Consider the following 18,104-nt stretch of genomic DNA (forward strand, 5'->3'; position numbering starts at 1 on the left):
AGACTCGTTTTTCCAACCCTCTGTCCTTGTTTGACGAGTTGAGCCTGCTTGATATCAGCTCTAGCGAAAGTCAGCGGCAATTGTTGTCTGTTTTGAAGAAACGCTTTAGCCACTGGCCTGATGGGCGTCCGCTGGAACAGCTTTTTCGCAAATCCTGGTCAGCCCACTACCATCAGTTAATCTCTAAAGACAGTCTGGTTGACGGAAACATCAAAGATCTCATCAAGGTCTGTGGTGAAAAGGGTATTCAGTTGCTGCTTGAGCAAAACCCACGACTTTTGGAGGGAAAGTTGGATTCCCTGAATGGTTTAGAGCCGAAAGGGAGCCTGCGTAAGGAAGAGATCAAGCGTACATTAACCGGGATCGATTTCAGCCGCTGCTCAATGAACGGCACAGTGTTGCGATCCTTTTCATTTGAAGAGTGTAAATTCAATACAGAACAGTTAAACAGTGCCATTATTGAAAAGGGCATTTTCAGCGGATGTTCTTTTGAAGGTAAGCGGTTTTCATCATCGATATTAGATAATGTCCGTTTTCGCCCTGAAAGTGGTGAGGATAACCTGATATGTGAAAATACACGCCGACTTTCCCGAATCCTATATGAGTCGTGTGTTAATGAGAACAATGAGTTCAATCTGAAACAATGGCTGGAGGTAATGGGGAGAAGTTATTGTCTGCGCTTAGGCTCAACACCGCTGGATGATTTGAGCCGGGATATTTTGTCCCAACATATTGAAGAAATTAAAAGAACCTATCCACAGCAACTTTGTAAAATTATTTTCGGACTTTTTTCCATTGATTTTGAAAATATTGCCAATGCAATAAATTTTGTCTGGAATAATCGTGAATTCTATGATCGTAAAATCAAAGATCTTAAAGATGTGTATTTTGAGTTCAGAACCGTCTTCCTGAAAGAAGGAGATTATTATGGGACTACAGGTAGTCCACTTGAAAACTTATTTCCCCTCAATAGTGTCAAACGCAATGATTATTCCCGGGAAGCGGTTTTGGCGTTGACGTTAAATGTTATTAACCTTGTTCTATTCCCTGAATCCAATGATCAATACATAGACTTTGGCGTCAATGCCAACAGCGCGGATGAGCATGACCATTGCTTAAAGGCCATTCCTGAGATCAGTAGCGAAAGTACACAAAGTCACTCAATCTCATGCCCGGAAACAGATGACCAGTATCTGGTTAAAATGAAACGTTGCAAAGCCAGTCTTTGTGCGTATCGCCTTTCAGAGTACCGGAAGTATATTCATCAATTCTGGGAAGAATGCTCAGAAAAGAGTCAATTAATCATAGCCAAACACTGTTTGCGTCATCAAAATGTTGCCGTTAGCCCCGAAACAACCAGGGAGTTTATAGCATTGTTGACTAAAGACCAGGATGCGGAATATTGGCTGGACATCTACCACGCTAACGCGATGAAGCATGCAAAAAATCAGAAAGAGTGTGACAGCTTGCTTAAGGAAGTAATTGGAGAGTGGGCCGTAAAAGGCAAGAAATATTGGTTCTTGTGAGTTCGAATTACCTCAGCTCGGTAAAGCAAGGACAGCAGTGAGGGCTAAAAAAAATGGATTCGCTCGGTATTAAAACAGTCAGTGAAACAACAGAACAGGCAATTTTTGCCGGTTGCGTCAGTTCATCTGAAAATATTGATAAGACAGGCATCGCTTTTGCCAGAGAAGTGAGCAGAAGTGAAGAGGTCACGCTCCCGGCGGTTGCTTCTGCAAAGCAGGATGAGGCAATCAATAGTGATTTCACGCGCAAGGCCGGGCATAAAGTAGCCATCACTGATATTACCCCGAAAATCATCGGGACGGGACTGGAAACGCTGACCATTGAGCCGGTAAAAAAGTGTCCGAAAATAGCTGAAACCGAAATAGCCCATTTGCCGATCATTGATCCATCGTTGATCGAATCTACTCAGGTAGCAAAAACGGCCTTGCTTCTGCATTATCGTCCTAACAGTATCGCCCCTCATGCCCAGACCGTTGCCCGCCCCATTCATGGTCTTCAGCACAGTTGCCGGACGGCGATCTGGGCAGTAGCCCTTTTGCAACAGCGTAAACTGCACGGCGATTCCCGGGCGCTGGCATTTCCGGACCACATGCTACCCCTGCTGATCAAAGCTTGCCTGTTCCACGACACTGGCCGTGAAGGCGATGGGGTCGATACGGTGGAGTCGGAGCGGGCCAGTGCAGACAATCTGAGGGAACACCTGCGCAATGGTGGCATGGAGCAGTCTCTGGCATGGCAATGTGGTGAAGCCATTTGCCACAAGGATAACCCGGAGGGCTGCCAGCACCTGCCAGAAGAAATACAGACCCTGCGCAGTCTGCTCCATGATGCGGATACGCTGGATGTGATGCGGGTCAGAAGATGCTTTTACATGGACCGGCTGGAGTGTTTTGCTGCCTGTCAGGATGATCACCAGAGGGAAGAGTGGCGCCTGCTGGCCGAAGAGGTCTGCCAGGTGATTGCCAGGCAGGGTGACCTCTGGAACCCGATCAAGTTGCAGGACAGTCCCGCAAAGCGCGAACATTTCTTCAGCATCGGTGCCAGTCAGTGTGATAACACTAAAAAGCAGTGGGAGCATCATCCTTCGCCCTTCAGTTATCAGCTCTTTACTATAAGTGAACAGTCCGGTGTTGTCCGGGGGTTGATTACTCCCTATACCGGACAGCTGGCAGAACCATCGGCATCGACCTTCTCCCTGGCAAAACTGAACCCGCAAAGTGCTGCCATGAAAGAATGCCAGAGCAGCACCTGGCCAGCGGGTCTTTACAACGACCCCGTTAACCAACAGGTTTATTCCATCAAACCGGCGAGCTGCGAACTCAGTGCCCGCAACCAGCTATTGATGGCCAACCTCGCCGGGTTGCTGGGTGTCACAGTACCTCAGAGTTTTGTCCATCAGGAAGAGGGTCATTTTTATGTGGTCAGTCCTGTTCCCGAAGAATGGCAGGGTAAGCTCAAAGGTGGGGAGGCGACGCTGCGTTCTTTGTCTTCAGAGCAGTGGGCCAGATTATTACTGATTAATGTGATAGTCGGTAACGAAAGTATGGTTAACAGCGCCTGGGAGGGCATTGAACTGACTCCGGAAGGGGAACCGGTCATGTTCAACTGGGATTTTGCCGGGCTGGCAACTCGCTACCCGTGTCCCGAGAAACCAGAGCCCACCCCCGCAGCGGATGATTTTTCCTCCATGCCGGTGCTGTTGAATAAACTGCGGAACCCTCAGGCTCCGCCCATGAACTCGTTCCCGATCAACAACCCCTGCGTCGATATCCTCGCACAATTGGAGGATGACTTGCTGGGCCATACCCTGAAAGATATCTTGCGCAAGGTTGACTGGCAGGCACTGGACCGACTGATCGAACACAGTGGTTTTCTGCCCGGTGACCGCAGTTGGTTACGGCAGACCATTCACGATCGTATTGCCTGGCTGACCACTATCTTTCCCAACAGTCTGGAGGCCGGTGAGAGGGTATCCATGGCGGAATACAAGGCCATTGAGGCGGCGGGTATCCGAGGGGGCTGGCTGCCGGTCAAAGGTCGTGATATCCGGGGCGGGCAGATCGGCATTAGCCAGTTACTGGATGCCAATGACCAACCCATTACCCGGATGACCCTGAAGTTGTCCCGGGAAGCGGGCAATAAACTGGCTGATAACCTGGCTCTGGAACGGGGGTTGCACCGTCTGGCCAGCCGGGTTGATTATGCCAACTTTGCCCTGAATAATCCCAGGCATGCCCTGAAAGACCGTTACCGCGACTGGCGCAGTGACCTGACCAGCCTGGCCAATGACTGTAAGGGCATGGCGAAGCAGTTAACCAGAGATAAAACACGATGGGACAAAAAGGATCACAAGACCATTGATAAGACAGTGATGATTCTGCAGGACATTGCTGACAAGTGCCGGGCTTCGATAGCCGCCGACGTACCATCCATTGCAAAACTGCCAACCATCGAAACTCCCCTGCCTGCCCCGTGCTTACCCGCACGAGTCAGCTCAAGAACCGGCAAAGATGTTAAAGCGAAAGTACAACTGGCTGAATTCAGCCACGGTTTTGCCAAACTGACAGGCCAGAGCGTCAATTATATGATTCCGCAACAACTGAAGGCTGCCGGCCTGACTGTTCAACCGGTAAGAGCACTTGAACTCGAATCAATCGTCTGTGAAGGCGGCAGTATTCTGTTTTTTCCTCCGAACTTGCCTGAAGGCCTGAGCTTTGAAAATCAACTGACCCTCACCTTTGGGGGACACAGTAAAATGGTGGTTGAAGCATTGTTCAGGGAACTGGCAGGGCTGGGCATTGGTGGGGAACGACCGGCTACCGACGACCTTGAGGAGCAGTGGCTGGACGCCCTGGCCGATTGCCACGGCTGCCTTGGTGATATGAACCTTGCCGTGGCAGCGGATAGCAATACCCCGGTAAACACCCGTAAAAAAGCGTTTCTTAAACCCTTGCTGAACCTCAGTGACAAAGAACTGAATTGGAAATTCAATTCTCGTATTCGTGCAGGACGTCTGGTGCATTACCGCCCGGGTTTTCCCCATGGCATTTCGACAAACCCCGCCAGACATTTCTGCCCCGGGCACGATATAAACTTATGTCTGGGGGCGCGACGGAACAGTAAGCAGGTTATAGTCAATAGCCTCGAAAATGAAGCTACCCTGAGCTCCTTTGAACGCCGTACTCAGATCGGGATGCAGCCATCCAGATATTTTTCGGCACGCAGGATGAAATGCGACACTGAATATACATTCTCCCGTGTCATGGAGGAGGAGCTGACGACTGATTCCAGGCACAAATATGGTGGGGTCATGTGTATGCGCCTGACTTCCGCTGCACTCGGCCGTCTGGATGCACAAATTTATAAAGATCAAAGCCAGTTTTTGGGGGGATTCCCTGGTTTGGACGCCTTCGCCCGTAATGAGAAAATCATTGCGCAGTCAACCGATGACTACAGAAGTGTGATTCAGTACGAAGGGCGTCAGGAGACCCGTTTTTCCAATCCTCTGTCCTTACTTGACGAGTTGAACCTGCTTGAGATGAGTTCTCCCGAAAGTCAGAGGCAATTGTTGCAGACTCTAAAGCAACGCTTTAGTCACTGGCCCGACGGACGCCCGCTGGAACAGCTTTTTCCGCAATCCTGGTCAGTCTTTTACCATGAGTTAACCTTTAAAGGCAGCATGGTTGACGAGGGCATCAAAAATCTCATCAAGGTTTGTGGTGAAGAGCGCATACAATTACTGTTTGAGCAAAACCCACAACTGTTGGAGGGTAAACTGGATTCCCTGGATGGATTTAAGCTGAACGGGGGTAGCCATTTCTTGAAAGGAATTGATTTCAGCGGCTGTTCAATGAAGGGTACCGTGTTGCAATCCTTTATATTTCAGAACTGTAAATTCGATACAGAGCGGTTAAACAGTGCCACTGTTGAAGATGGCTTTTTCTGCGCATGTTCTTTTGAAGGCAAGCGGTTTTCATCATCGATATTAGACAATGCCCGCTTTTATCCTGAAAATGATCAGGATGACCTGGTATATGAAAGTACACACCAGCTTTCCCGAATTCTATATAATTCTTGTGTCAATCAGCGCAATGAGTTCATTCTGAAACAATGGCTGGAGGTGATGGAGAAAAGTGATTATCTACTCCACGACTCAGCACGGCTGGATGATTTAAGTCGGGATATTCTGTCCCGGCACATTGGAAAAATTACCAAAACTTATCCACAGCAACTTTGTGGGATTATTCGTGGATTTTTTTCCATTGATTTTGAAAATACTGCCAACGCAATAAGCTTTGTCTGGAATAATCCGGAATTCTATGATCGCAAAATCAAAGATCTCAAAGATGTGTATTTTGAGTTCAGAACCATCTTCCTGAATGAAGGAGATTATAAGGGGATGAGTGGTGATCCGTTTGAAAGATTATTTACGCTCTATAAAGTTGCAAACGGTGATTGTTCCCGGGAAGCGGTTTTGGCATTGATGTTAAATGTTATTAACCTGATTCTATTCCCGGAATCCAATGATAAATACATAGACTTTGGTATGAATGCCAACCGTGCGGATGAGCATGACGACTGCTGGAAGGACATTCCTGAGGTCAGTAGCGAAAGTACACAAAACCACTCAACCCCACGCCCGGAAACAGAGGGACTGCCTCTGGTTAAGATGCGGCGTTATAAAGCTTCTCTTTGTCGTATGTTCCTTAAAGATTACCGGGATTGTATTGACCAATTCTGGAAAGAATGCTCAGAAAAGAGTCAATTAAAAATAGCCAAACACTGTTTGCTTCATCAAAATGTTGCTGTTAGCCCCTCAACAACCACGGAGTTTATAAATTTGTTGTCTAAAGACCGCGACGAGGGAAATTGGCGGGACATCTATAACGCTAACATGAAAAAGCATACAGAAATTCAGAATGAGTGGGACCGGCTGTTTCCGGAATATTTCAGAACCTGAGGCAAAGTCCACTGTTATCCTTTAAATCAGTGCCCACCGTTTCAGTTGGATTTGAGTGTCCACTAAAACGGGGGAGGTTCGCAATCCGCTGGATTTTGTTGTTAGGTGGCGTAGTTATTTCTGAAGGTGGTTTACGATGATGGTGAGAGTGTCTTCTATTTTGTCAAACCGTTTGTCGTGTTCGTCAAAACGACTGCGGTTCTCAGACTGGTAAGCCTCGATCTTGCGGTCTTGCTGGTCAAAACGTTTTTCTATCTGAACGAACATGAGCCGGTTCTCTCGCTGGTTTTCCAGCATAATCTTCTGTGTTTCCCCGGTAATCTGGATGAGCCGGTGTACAGCGTTATCCAGCGATTCAAAATGGGATTCAAGTCTCTCTACACGATGTTCCAGTGACATACTGCATACCGTTATGATTTGTTGTAGGAGCAGTCAGCATAGCAGATATTGAATGGGGGCCGCCGGGGTGATCTTGTCGTTTTGCCCAGTCTTCACAGAATGGGTGGAACTAATGATTGGGTTAACTGTCGAAGTCATATCTGATTCGGCTTTTCTCAATCAGATCGTTTTGACAAGGACAGTGGTGAGGGCTAAAAAATGGATTCGCTCGGTATTACAACAGTAGGTAAAACAACAGAACAGGCGTCTTTTGCCGGTTGCGTCAGTTCATCTGAAAATATTGACAAGACAGGCATCGCTTTTGCCAGAGAAGTGAGTAGAAGTGAAGAGGCAATGCTCCCTGCTATTGCTTCTGCAAAGCAGGATGAGGCGATTAATAGTGATTTCACGCGTAAGGCCGGGCAAAAGGTAGCCATCACTGATATTACCCCGAAAATAATTGAGGCAGGACTGGAAACGCTGACCATTGAGCCGGTAAACAAGCGTCCAAAACTTGCTGATACCGAAACAGCTAATTTTCCGGTCATTGATCCATCATTGATCGAATCCACTCAGGTAGCGAAAATTGCCTTGCTTCAGCCTTATCGCCCATCAGACATCTCACCTCCTGCCGAAACCATTGCCCGCGAGGTTCACGGTCTCCAGCACAGCTGCCGGGCGGCGATCTGGGCAGTAGCCCTGTTACAACAGCGTAAACTGCATGGTGATCCCCAGGCGTTGGCATTTCCCGACCACATGGTACCGCTGCTGATCAAAGCCTGCCTGTTTCACGACACTGGCCGTGAAGGCGATGGGGACGATACGGAGGAGTGGGAGCGGGCCAGTGCGGACAACCTGAGGGAACACCTGCGCAACTTCGGCATCGATCAGTCTCTGGCCTGGCAGTGTGGTGAAGCCATTTGCCACAAGGATAATCCCCGGGGCTGCCAGCATCTGCCAGAAGAAATACAGACCCTGCGCAGCCTGCTCCATGATGCCGATACGCTGGATGTGATGCGGGTCAGAGATCGCTTTTACATGGACCGGCTGGACTGTTTTGCTGCCTGTCAGAATGATCACCAGAGGGAAGATTGGCGCTTGTTAGCCAAAGAGGTCTGCCAGGTGATTGCCAGACAGGGTGACCTCTGGTGTTCGATTAAGTTGCAGGACAGTGCCGCAAAGCGCCAACATTTCTTCGGAATCAGTGCCGCCAGCCTCTGTGATAACACTAAAAGGCAGTGGGAGCACCATCCTTCGCCGTTCAGTTATCAGCTCTTTAGCATAGGTGAGCAGTCCGATGTTGTCCGGGGGTTGATTACGCCCTATACCGGACGGCTGGCAGAACCAACGGCATCGACCTTCTCTCTGGCAAAACTGACCCCGCAAAATACTGCCATGGAAGAATGCCAGAGCAGCAGCTGGCCAGCGGGTCTTTATAACGACCCTGTTAGCCAGCAGGTTTATTCCGTCAAACCGACCAGCTGTAACCTCAGTGCTCGCAACCAACTATTGATGTCCAACCTCGCCGGGTTGCTGGGCATCAAAGTACCTCAGAGTTTTTTCCATCAGGAAGAGGGGCATTTTTATGTGGTCAGTCCTGTCCCCGAACAATGGCAGGGCAAGCTCAAAGGCGGGGAGGCAACGCTGCGCTCTTTGTCTTCAGAGCAGTGGGCCAGATTATTGCTGATTAATGTGATAGTCGGTAATGAAAATATGGTTAACAGCGCCTGGGAGGGCATTGAGCTGACTCCGGAAGGGGAGCCGGTCATGTTCAACTGGGATTTTGCCGGGCTGGCAACTCGCTACCCGTGTCCTGAGAAACCAGAGCCCACCCCCGCAGCGGATGATTTTTCCTCCATGCCGGTGCTCTTGAATAAACTGCGGAACCCTCAGGCTCCGCCCATGAACTCGTTCCCGATCAACAACCCCTGCGTCGATATCCTCGCACAATTGGAGGATGACTTGCTGGGCCATACCCTGAAAGAAATCTTGCGGCAGGTTGACTGGCAGGCTCTGGACCGGCTGATCGAACACAGCGGTTTCCTGCCCGGTGACCGCAGTTGGTTACGGCAGACCATTCACGATCGTATTGCCTGGCTGACCACCGTCTTTCCCAACAGTCTGGAGGCCGGTGAGAGGGTATCCATGGCGGAATACAAGGCGATTGAGGCGGCGGGTATCCGTGGCGGCTGGCTGCCGGTCAAAGGCCCTGATATCCGGGACGGGCAGATCGGTATTAGCCAGTTACTGGATGCCAACGGCCAACCCATTACCCGAATGTCCCTCAAGTTATCCCGGAAAGCGGGCAACAAACTGGCTGATAACCTGGCTCTGGATCGGGGATTGCAGCGTCTGGCCAGCCGGGTTGAATATACCAACTTTGCCCTGAATGATCCCGAATCTGCGCTGAAAGACCGTTACCGCGACTGGCGCAGTGACCTGTCCAGCCTGGCCAACGACAGTGAGGGCATGGCGGAGCAGTTAGCCAAAGATAAAACACGATGGGACGAAAAGCATCACAATACCATTGATAAGACCGTGATGGTTCTGCAGGACATTGCTGAAAAGTGCCGGGCATCGTTGGCCGCCGACGTGCCATCCATTGCAGAACTGCCAGCCATCAAAACTCGCCTGCCTGCCCCGGAATTACCCGCGCGAGTCAGTTCAAGAACCGGCGAAAAGGTTGATGTGAAAATACAACTGGCTGAATTCAGCCATGGTTTTGCCAAACTGACAGGCCAGAGTGTCAGTTATTTGAGTCAGGAACAGCTGGAGGCTGCCCGCCTGAGCGACCAACCGGTACAAGCAGTTGAACTCGAATCGGTCGTCTGTGAAGGCGGCAGTATTTTGTTTTCTCCTCCGAACCTGCCTGATGCCCTGAGCTTTGAAAATCAACTGACTCTAACCTTTCCCGGACACAGTAAAGCGGTGGTTGAAGCATTGTTCAGGGAACTGGCAGAGCTGGGTATTGATGCTGAGCGGCCGGCTAACAATGACCTGGAGGAGCAATGGCTGAACGCCCTGGCCGAATACCACGGCTGCCTTGGTGATATGAACCTTGCTGTGGCAGCGGATATCAATACCCCGGTAAACACCCGTAAAAAAGCGTTTCTCAAGCGGTCACTGAATTTCAGTGACGAAGAACTGGATTCAAAAAACCATTCTCGTATTCGCGCAGGACGTTGGGTAAATTACCGCCCGGGTTTTCCCCATGGCATTTCGGCAAACCCCGCCCGTCAGTTCTGCCTCGGGCACAATCTGGACTTTTATGAAAAAGAACGACGGAACAATGAACAGATTGTGATCAGCCTGAAAAATGAAGCTGCCCTGAGTTCCTTTGAACGACGTAATCAAATCGGTATTGAGCCGCGTCATTTCAATGCGGGGGATACGGTAAGCAGGATAAATTGCGACACTGAATACACATTTTTCCGAATCATGAAGGGGCTGGAGGTTGATTCCAGGTACAGACCTCGTGGACCCATGTCTTTGCGCCTGACTCCTGCAACACTTGGCCGTCTGGATGCACAAATTTATAGTGATGGAAAGCAATATTCGGGGGCATTCCCTGGTTTGGAGGCTTCGGCCCGTAATAATAAAATCATTACGCGTTCAACCTATGACTACCAAGCTGTGATTGACCGCAGTGGCTCACAAGAGACCCGTTTTTCCAAACCTGTGTCTTTGCTTGACGAGTTGAACAAACTTGAGATGAGTTCTCTCGAAGGAAAGCGACAATTGTTAGGTACACTAAAGAAACGTTTTAGCCACTGGCCCGACGGGCGTCCGCTGGAACAGCTTTTTCGGGAATCCTGGTCAGTCTTCTACCAGGAGCTAATCTCTAGAGACAGCATGTATCACAGAGGCATCAAAGCTTTCGTCAGCTGTTGTGGCGAAGAGCAAATACAGTTGCTGTTTGAGCAAAACCCACAACTGTTGGAGGGCAAGCCGGACTCCCTGGATAACCTTAAGATGAAGAATGTGGATAGTATTGAAGGGATTGATTTCAGCGGCTGTTCAATGAAAGGGACAGTACTGCAATCCATTGTATTTCAGGCATGTAAATTTAATACAGAGCTGTTAAACAGTGCCATTGTTAAGGATTGTTTTTTCGCCCAATGTTCTTTTGAAGGTGATCGGTTTTCATCATCGGTATTAAACAATGTTCGTTTTTACACTCCAGCTGGTAAGGATGGTTTGGTACTTGATAGTACACGCCAGATTTCCGAAATCTTATGTGAGTCGTGTGTTAATGAGAACAATGAATTCAATCTGGAACAATGGCTGGAGGTGATGGGGAAAAGTGATTATCTACGCTACGGCTCAGTTCCGCTGGATGATTTAAGCCGGGATATTCTGTCCCAACATATTGAAGAAATTAAAAGAACTTATCCAGAGCAACTTCGTGTTATGATTAGTAAGCTTTTCGTCATTAATTTTAAAAGTACTGCCAGTGCAATAAAATTTGTCGAAAATAATCCGGAATTCTATCAGCACCCAATCGAAGATCTCAAAGATGTGTATTTTGAGTTCAGAACCATCTTCCTGAAACAAGGATATTATGAGAGTTCGTTTGAAAATCTATTTGAAGCATTCTGGGAGTTCAATCGCTTCAAACACAATCATTTTTCCCGGGAAGCCGTTTTGGCGTTGATGTTAAATGTGATTAACCTTGTTCTCTTCCCTGAATCCAATGATAAATACATAGACTTTGGCGCCAATGCCAACAGCGCGGATGAGCATGACGATTGCTGGAAGGACATTCCTGAGGTCAGTCGCGAAAGCACACAAAACAACTCAATCGCATCCCTGAAAACAAATGGTCTGCCTCTGGTTGAAATGCAACGTTACAAAGCTCGTCTTTGTGAATTTTACCTTAAAGAGTACCGGGAATATTTTCATCGACTCTGGGAAGAATGCTCAGAAAAGAGTCAATTAACCATAGCAAAACACTGTTTGCGTCATCAAAATGTTGCCGTTAGCCCTTTAACCACCAAGGAGTTTTCAAATTTGTTGTCTGAAGAGCACGACCAGAAATATTGGCTGGACATCTATCTCGCTAACATGAAAAAACATACAAAAAATGAGGATGAGTGGTACAGCATGCTTCTGGACTATGGCAGGAAGTGGGGCGAAAACAACCGATTTTATTGAGTTCGAATTGCCTACCCTCCTCAATGTGGCACTGCCCATGTGATTTCAATTTATTGTTCATTGCTGCCTATGCCCACCGTGCCAACTATCTCTTGGTCACACCCCAAGACCTCCTGCCATTCGGCAGCTGCGGAGGTGATCTTATAATTCTGCCCAGTCTTCACAGAATGGTTGGAACTAACTATTGGGTTAAAAGTCCAAGTTATATCTGGTTTGGCTTTTCTTAATCAGATCGTCATAGCAAGGACAGCAGTGAGGGTTAAAAAAATGGATTCGCTCCGTATTAAAACAATAGAACAGACGTGTTTCGCCGCTTGCGTCAGTTCATCTGACAATATTGATAAGACAGGCACCGCTTTTGCCAGAGAAGTGAGTAGAAGTGAAGATGTAATGCTCCCGGCGGTTGCTTCTGCAAAGCAGGATGAGGCGATCAATAGTGATTTCATGTGCAAGGCCGGGCATAAGGTAGCCGTTACTGATATTGCCCCGAAAATAATTGACACGGAACTGGAAACGCTGACCACTGAACCGGTAAAAATGCGTCCGAAAACAACGAACACAGAAACAGCTAATTTTCCGGTCATTGATCCATCGTTGATCGAATCCACTCAGGTAGCGAAAATTGCCTTGCTTCAGCCTTATCGCCCATCAGACATCTCACCTCCTGCCGAAACCATTACCCGCGAGGTTCACGGTCTCCAGCACAGCTGCCGGGCGGCGATCTGGGCAGTAGCCCTGTTGCAACAGCGTAAACTGCACGGCGATTCTCAGGCGCTGGCATTTCCCGGCCACATGGTACCCCTGCTGATCAAAGCCTGCCTGTTTCACGACACTGGCCGTGAAGGCGATGGGGACGATACGGTGGAGTGGGAGCGGGCCAGTGCGGACAACCTGAGGGAACACCTGCGCAACTTCGGCATCAATCAGTCCCTGGCCTGGCAGTGTGGTGAAGCCATTTGCCACAAGGATAACCCGGAGGGCTGCCACCATCTGCCAGAAGAAATACAGACCCTGCGCAGTCTGCTCCATGATGCGGATACGCTGGATGTGATGCGGGTCAGAGATCGATTTTACATGGACCGGCTGGACTGTTTTGCTGCCTGTCAGAATGATCACCAGAGGGAAGATTGGCGCTTGTTAGCCAAAGAGGTCTGCCAGGTGATTGCCAGACAGGGTGACCTCTGTTGTTCGATTAAATTGCAGGACAGTGCCGCAAAGCGCCAACATTTCTTCAGCATCAGTGCCGCCAGCCTCTGTGATAGCACTAAAAAGCAGTGGGAGCACCATCCTTCGCCCTTCAGTTATCAGCTCTTTACCATCGGTGAGCAGTCCGCTGTTGTCCGGGGGTTGATTACGCCTTACACCGGACATCTGACAGAACCATCAGAATCGACCTTCTCTCTTTCACAACTGAACCCGCAGAGTACTGCCATAAAAGAATGTCAGAGCACGTGGCCAGCGGGGCTGTATAACGACCCTGTTAACCAAAAGGTTTATTCCATCAAACCGGCGAGCTGTGAACTCAGTGCCCGCAACCAGCTACTGATGGCCAACCTGGCCGGGTTGCTGGGCATCACAGTACCTCAGAGTTTTGTCCATCAGGAACAGGGTCATTGTTATGTGGTTAGTCCTGTCCCCGAACAATGGCAGGGTAAGCTCAAAGGCGGAGAGGCAACGCTGCGCTCTTTGTCTTCAGAGCAGTGGGCCAGATTGTTGCTGATTAATGTGATAGTCGGTAACGAAAATATGGTTAACAGCGTCTGGGAGGGCATTGAACTGACCCCGGAAGGAGAACCGGTCATGTTCAACTGGGATTTTGCCGGGCTGGCAACTCGCTACCCGTGTCCTGAGAAACCAGAGCCTGCCCCGCAAGCGGATGATTTTTCTTCCATGCCGGTGCTGCTGAATAAACTGCGAAACCCACAGGCACCCCCCATGAACTCGTTACCGATTGACAACCCCTGCGTCGATATCCTTGCGCAACTAGACGATGACTTGCTGGGCCACACCCTGAAAGATATCTTGCGCAAAGTTGACTGGCAGGCACTGGACCGCCTGATCGAACACAGCGGTTTTCTGCCCGGTGACCGCAGCTGGTTACGGCAGACGATTCACGATCGCATTGCCTGGCTGACCACTCGCTTCCCCAACAGCCTGGAGGCCGGTGAGAGGGTATCCATGGCAGAATACAAGGCGATCGAGGCGGCAGGTATCCGTGGCGGTTGGCTGCCGGTTAAAGGTCGGGATATCCGGGGCGGGCAGATCGGCATTAGCCAGTTACTGGATGCCAATGACCAGCCCATCACCCGGATGACCTTTAAGCTGTCCCGGGAAGCGGGCAATAAACTGGCTGATAACCTGGCTCTGGAACGGGGATTGCACCGTCTGGCCAACCAGGTTAAATATCTCAACTCTGCCCTGAATGATCCCGAATATGCCCTGAAAGACCGTTACCGCGACTGGCGCAGTGACCTGACAAGCCTGGCCAATGACTGTGAGGGCATGGCCGGGCAGTTAGCCAAAGATAAAACACGATGGGACGAAGAGGATCACCATACCATTGATCATACCGTGATGATTCTGCAGGACATTGCAGACAAGTGCCGGGCATCATTAGCCGCCAACGTGCCGTCCATTGCAGAACTGCCAGCCATCAAAACTCCCCTACCTGATCCGCGCTTCCCGGCACGAGTCAGTTCAAGAACCGGCCAAGACGTTGACGTGAAAGTCCAACTGGCTGAATTCAGCCACGGTTTTGCCAAACTGACAGGCCAGAGCGTCACTTATTTGAGTCCGCAACAACTGAAGGCTGCACGCCTGAGCGACCAACCGGTAAAAGCCGTTGAACTCGAATCGGTCGTCTGTGAAGGCGGCAGTATTTTGTTTTCTCCTCCGAACCTGCCTGATGCCCTGAGCTTTGAAAATCAACTGACTCTAACCTTTCCCGGACACAGCAAAGCGGTGGTTGAAGCATTGTTCAGGGAACTGGCAGGACTGGGCATTGATGCTGAGCGACCAGATACCGCCGACCTGGAGGAGCAATGGCTGGAAGCCCTGGCCGAGTACCACGGCTGCCTTGGTGATATGACTCTTGACGTGGCAGCGAATATCAATACGCCAGTAAACACCCGCAAAAAAGCCTTTCTCAAAGAGTTGCTGAACCACAGTGACGAAAAACTGAATTGGGAAACTCATACTCGTATCCGTGCGGGACGTCTGGTGCATTACCGCCCGGGGCTGCCCCATGGCATTTCGACAAACCCCGCCAATAAATTCTGCCTCGGGCACAGTTTAAACTTTTGTCCAGGGCGGCAACGGAACAATGGACAGATTGTGATCAGCCTGAAAAATGAAGCTGCCCTGAGTTCCTTTGAACGACGTAATCAGATCGGGATTGAGCCGCTTCATTTCGATGCGCAGGATACGGCAAGAAGGATGAAATGCGACACCGAATACACATTTTTTCGAGTCATGGAGGGGATGGAGTATGATTCCAGGTACAGAGCTGGCGGGCCTCTGTCTTTGCGCCTGACTTCTGCAACACTCGGTCGTATGGATGCACAAATTTATAGAGATGAAAAGGCATATTCGGGGCCATTCTCTGGTTTGGAGGCCTCGGCCCGTAATGAGAAAATCATTACGCAGTCAACCAATGACTACCAAAGTGTGATTAAGCGCAGTCAGTTACAACAGACCCGTTTTTCCAATCCTGTGTCCTTGCTTGACGAGTTGAACAAACTTGAGATGAGTTCTCTCGAAGGACAGCGGGAATTGTTGGGTACACTAAAGAAACGCTTCAGCCACTGGCCCGACGGGCGTCCACTGGAACAGCTTTTTTGGGCATCCTGGTCAGTCTTCTACCAGGAGTTAATCTCTGAAGACAGCAAGTATCACAAAGGCATCAAAAGTCTCATCGAGTTTTCTGGTGAAGAGAGCATGCAACTGCTGTTTGAGCAAAACCCACAACTGTTGGAGGGCAAGCTGGATTCCCTGGATGGTTTGCAGCTGAATGCGGGGGTGGGTAATTTAATTGAGATTGATTTCAGCGGCTGTTCAATGAAGGGGACAGTACTGCAATCCGTTCAATTTCAGGAATGTAAATTCAATACAGAGCTGTTAAACAGTGCCATTGTTGACGATTGTTTTTTCGCCCAATGTTCTTTTGAAGGTGATCGGTTTTCATCATCGGTATTAGACAATGTTCGTTTTTACACTCCAGCTGGTAAGGATGGTTTGGTACTTGATAGTACACGCCAGATTTCCGAAATCCTATGTGAGTCGTGTGTTAATGAGAACAATGAATTCAATCTGGAACAATGGCTGGAGGTGATGGGGAAAAGTGATTATCTACGCTACGGCTCAGTTCCGCTGGATGATTTAAGCCGGGATATCCTGTCCCAACATATTGATGAAATTAAAAGAACTTATCCAGAGCAACTTCGTGTTATGATTCGTAAGCTTTTCTTCATTAATTTTAAAAGTACTGCCAATGCAATAAAATTTGTCGAAAATAATCCGGAATTCTATCAGCGCCCAATCGAAGATCTCAAAGATGTGTATTTTGAGTTCAGAACCATCTTCCTGATACAAGGATATTATGAGAGATCGTTAGAAGATCTATTTGAACCATTCTGGGAGTTCAATCGCTTCAAACACAATGATTTTTCCCGGGAAGCCGTTTTGGCGTTGATGTTAAATGTGATTAACCTTGTTCTCTTCCCTGAATCCAATGATCAATACATAGACTTTAGCGTCAATGCCAACAGCGCGGATGAGCATGATCATTGCCTGAAGGCCATTCCTGAGGTCACTAGCGACAGTGCGGAAAACAACTCAATTTCATCCTTGAAAACGGATGGCCTGCCTCTGGTTAAAATGCAAGATTACAAAGCTCGTCTTTGTAAATTTGACCTTAGAAACTACCGAAAATATTTTCATCGACTCTGGAAAGAATGCTCAGAAAAGAGTCAATTAGCCATAGCCAAACACTGTTTGCGTCATCAAAATATTGCCGTTAGCCCCTTAACAACCAGGGAATTTTTAAATTTGTTGTCTGAAAAACACGACAAGAAATATTGGCTGGACATCTATCTCGCTAACATGAGTAAACATAGAAAAAATGAGGATGAGTGGGACAGCTTGCTCCCGGAATATTTTGGGGAGTGGGGCAAAGACAACAGCTATTACTGAGTTCGAATGGCCTGCCTTAAACACCTCCTGCCATTCCTCAGCTATGGAGTCTTATAGTTTTGCCCGGTCTTCACAGAATGGATGGAACTAACTATTGGATTAACAGTCCAAGTTATATCTGATTCGCTTTTCTTAATCAGATCTTCGCAGCAAGGACAGCAGTGAGGGCTGAAAAATGGATTCACTCCGTATTGAAACAATAGAACAGGCATTTTTTGCCGGATGCGTCAGTTCATCTGAAAATATTGATAAGACAGGCATCGCTTTTGCCAGAGAAGTCAGTAGAAGTGAAGACGTAATGCTCCCGGCGGTTGCTTCTGCAAAGCAGGATGAGGTGATCAATAGTGATTTCACGCGCAAGCTCGGGCATAAAGCGGCCATCATTGATATTGCCCCGAAAATAATTGAGACAGGGCTGGAAACGGTGACCATTGAACCGGCAGGAAAACGTCGGAAACTTGCTGCAACCGAAACTGAAACAGCCAACTTACCGATCATTGATCAATCGTTAATCGAATCCACTCAGGTAGCGAAAACGGCCCTTTTTCTGCATTATCGTCCTAACAGCATCGCTCCCCATGCCCAAACCATTGCCCGCCCTGTTCATGGTCTCCAGCACAGTTGCCGGACGGCGATCTGGGCAGTAGCCCTTTTGCAACAGCGTAAACTTCACGGCGATTCTCAGGCGCTGGCATTTCCCGACCACATGGTACCCCTGCTGATCAAAACCTGCCTGTTTCACGACACTGGCCGTGAAGGCGATGGGGACGATACGGTGGAGTGGGAGCGGGCCAGTGCAGACAACCTGAGGGAACACCTGCGCAACCTCGGGGTGGATCAGTCCCTGGCGTGGCAATGCGGTGAAGCCATTTGCCACAAGGATAACCCGGAGGGC

6 protein-coding genes are annotated in these 18,104 nt (G+C 49.0%); 5 read left to right on the forward strand and 1 reads right to left on the reverse strand.

The window, feature by feature from the left end; genetic code table 11:
* Positions 1-26: 26 nt before the first annotated feature.
* Positions 27-1,526 carry a pentapeptide repeat-containing protein gene (locus tag KBW69_RS22355; RefSeq protein ID WP_257282344.1) on the forward strand — a complete coding sequence of 500 codons (1,500 nt, stop codon included), beginning with the start codon at positions 27-29 and terminating at the stop codon, positions 1,524-1,526.
* Positions 1,527-1,579: 53 nt separating this feature from the next.
* Positions 1,580-6,487 carry an HD domain-containing protein gene (locus tag KBW69_RS22360; protein WP_257282345.1) on the forward strand — a complete coding sequence of 1,636 codons (4,908 nt, stop codon included), beginning with the start codon at positions 1,580-1,582 and terminating at the stop codon, positions 6,485-6,487.
* Between the two features lie 114 nt (positions 6,488-6,601).
* On the opposite strand, the gene KBW69_RS22365 is transcribed toward KBW69_RS22360, so the two are convergent.
* Positions 6,602-6,886: a hypothetical protein gene (locus KBW69_RS22365; RefSeq protein ID WP_257253716.1), complete on the reverse strand. Its 285-nt coding sequence runs from the start codon at positions 6,884-6,886 to the stop codon at positions 6,602-6,604.
* A gap of 198 nt (positions 6,887-7,084) precedes the next feature.
* Between KBW69_RS22365 and KBW69_RS22370 the strand changes: the two genes are divergently transcribed.
* The 3 genes from KBW69_RS22370 to KBW69_RS22380 all read left to right on the forward strand — a co-directional run.
* On the forward strand, positions 7,085-12,019 hold the full coding sequence (locus KBW69_RS22370; protein ID WP_257282346.1) for an HD domain-containing protein: 4,935 nt from the start codon (positions 7,085-7,087) through the stop codon (positions 12,017-12,019).
* A 267-nt stretch (positions 12,020-12,286) separates the two neighbouring features.
* The gene (locus KBW69_RS22375; RefSeq protein WP_257282347.1) at positions 12,287-17,209 is read left to right on the forward strand and encodes a hypothetical protein; all 4,923 of its coding nucleotides are present in this window, start codon (positions 12,287-12,289) and stop codon (positions 17,207-17,209) included.
* 175 nt (positions 17,210-17,384) lie between these two features.
* A partial coding sequence (locus tag KBW69_RS22380) for a hypothetical protein (protein ID WP_257282348.1) occupies positions 17,385-18,104 on the forward strand: 720 nt, incomplete at its 3' end.

The sequence above is a fragment of the Endozoicomonas sp. ISHI1 genome, assembly GCF_024606225.1.
Classification (GTDB): Bacteria; Pseudomonadota; Gammaproteobacteria; order Pseudomonadales; family Endozoicomonadaceae; genus Endozoicomonas_A.

Excerpts from the sequence above, each read along its gene's own strand:
- KBW69_RS22365 (WP_257253716.1), bottom strand. The coding sequence starts at position 6,886 with ATGTCACTGGAACATCGTGTAGAGAGACTTGAATCCCATTTTGAATCG.
- KBW69_RS22360 (WP_257282345.1), top strand. The coding sequence starts at position 1,580 with ATGGATTCGCTCGGTATTAAAACAGTCAGTGAAACAACAGAACAGGCA.
- KBW69_RS22375 (WP_257282347.1), top strand. The coding sequence starts at position 12,287 with ATGGATTCGCTCCGTATTAAAACAATAGAACAGACGTGTTTCGCCGCT.
- KBW69_RS22370 (WP_257282346.1), top strand. The coding sequence starts at position 7,085 with ATGGATTCGCTCGGTATTACAACAGTAGGTAAAACAACAGAACAGGCG.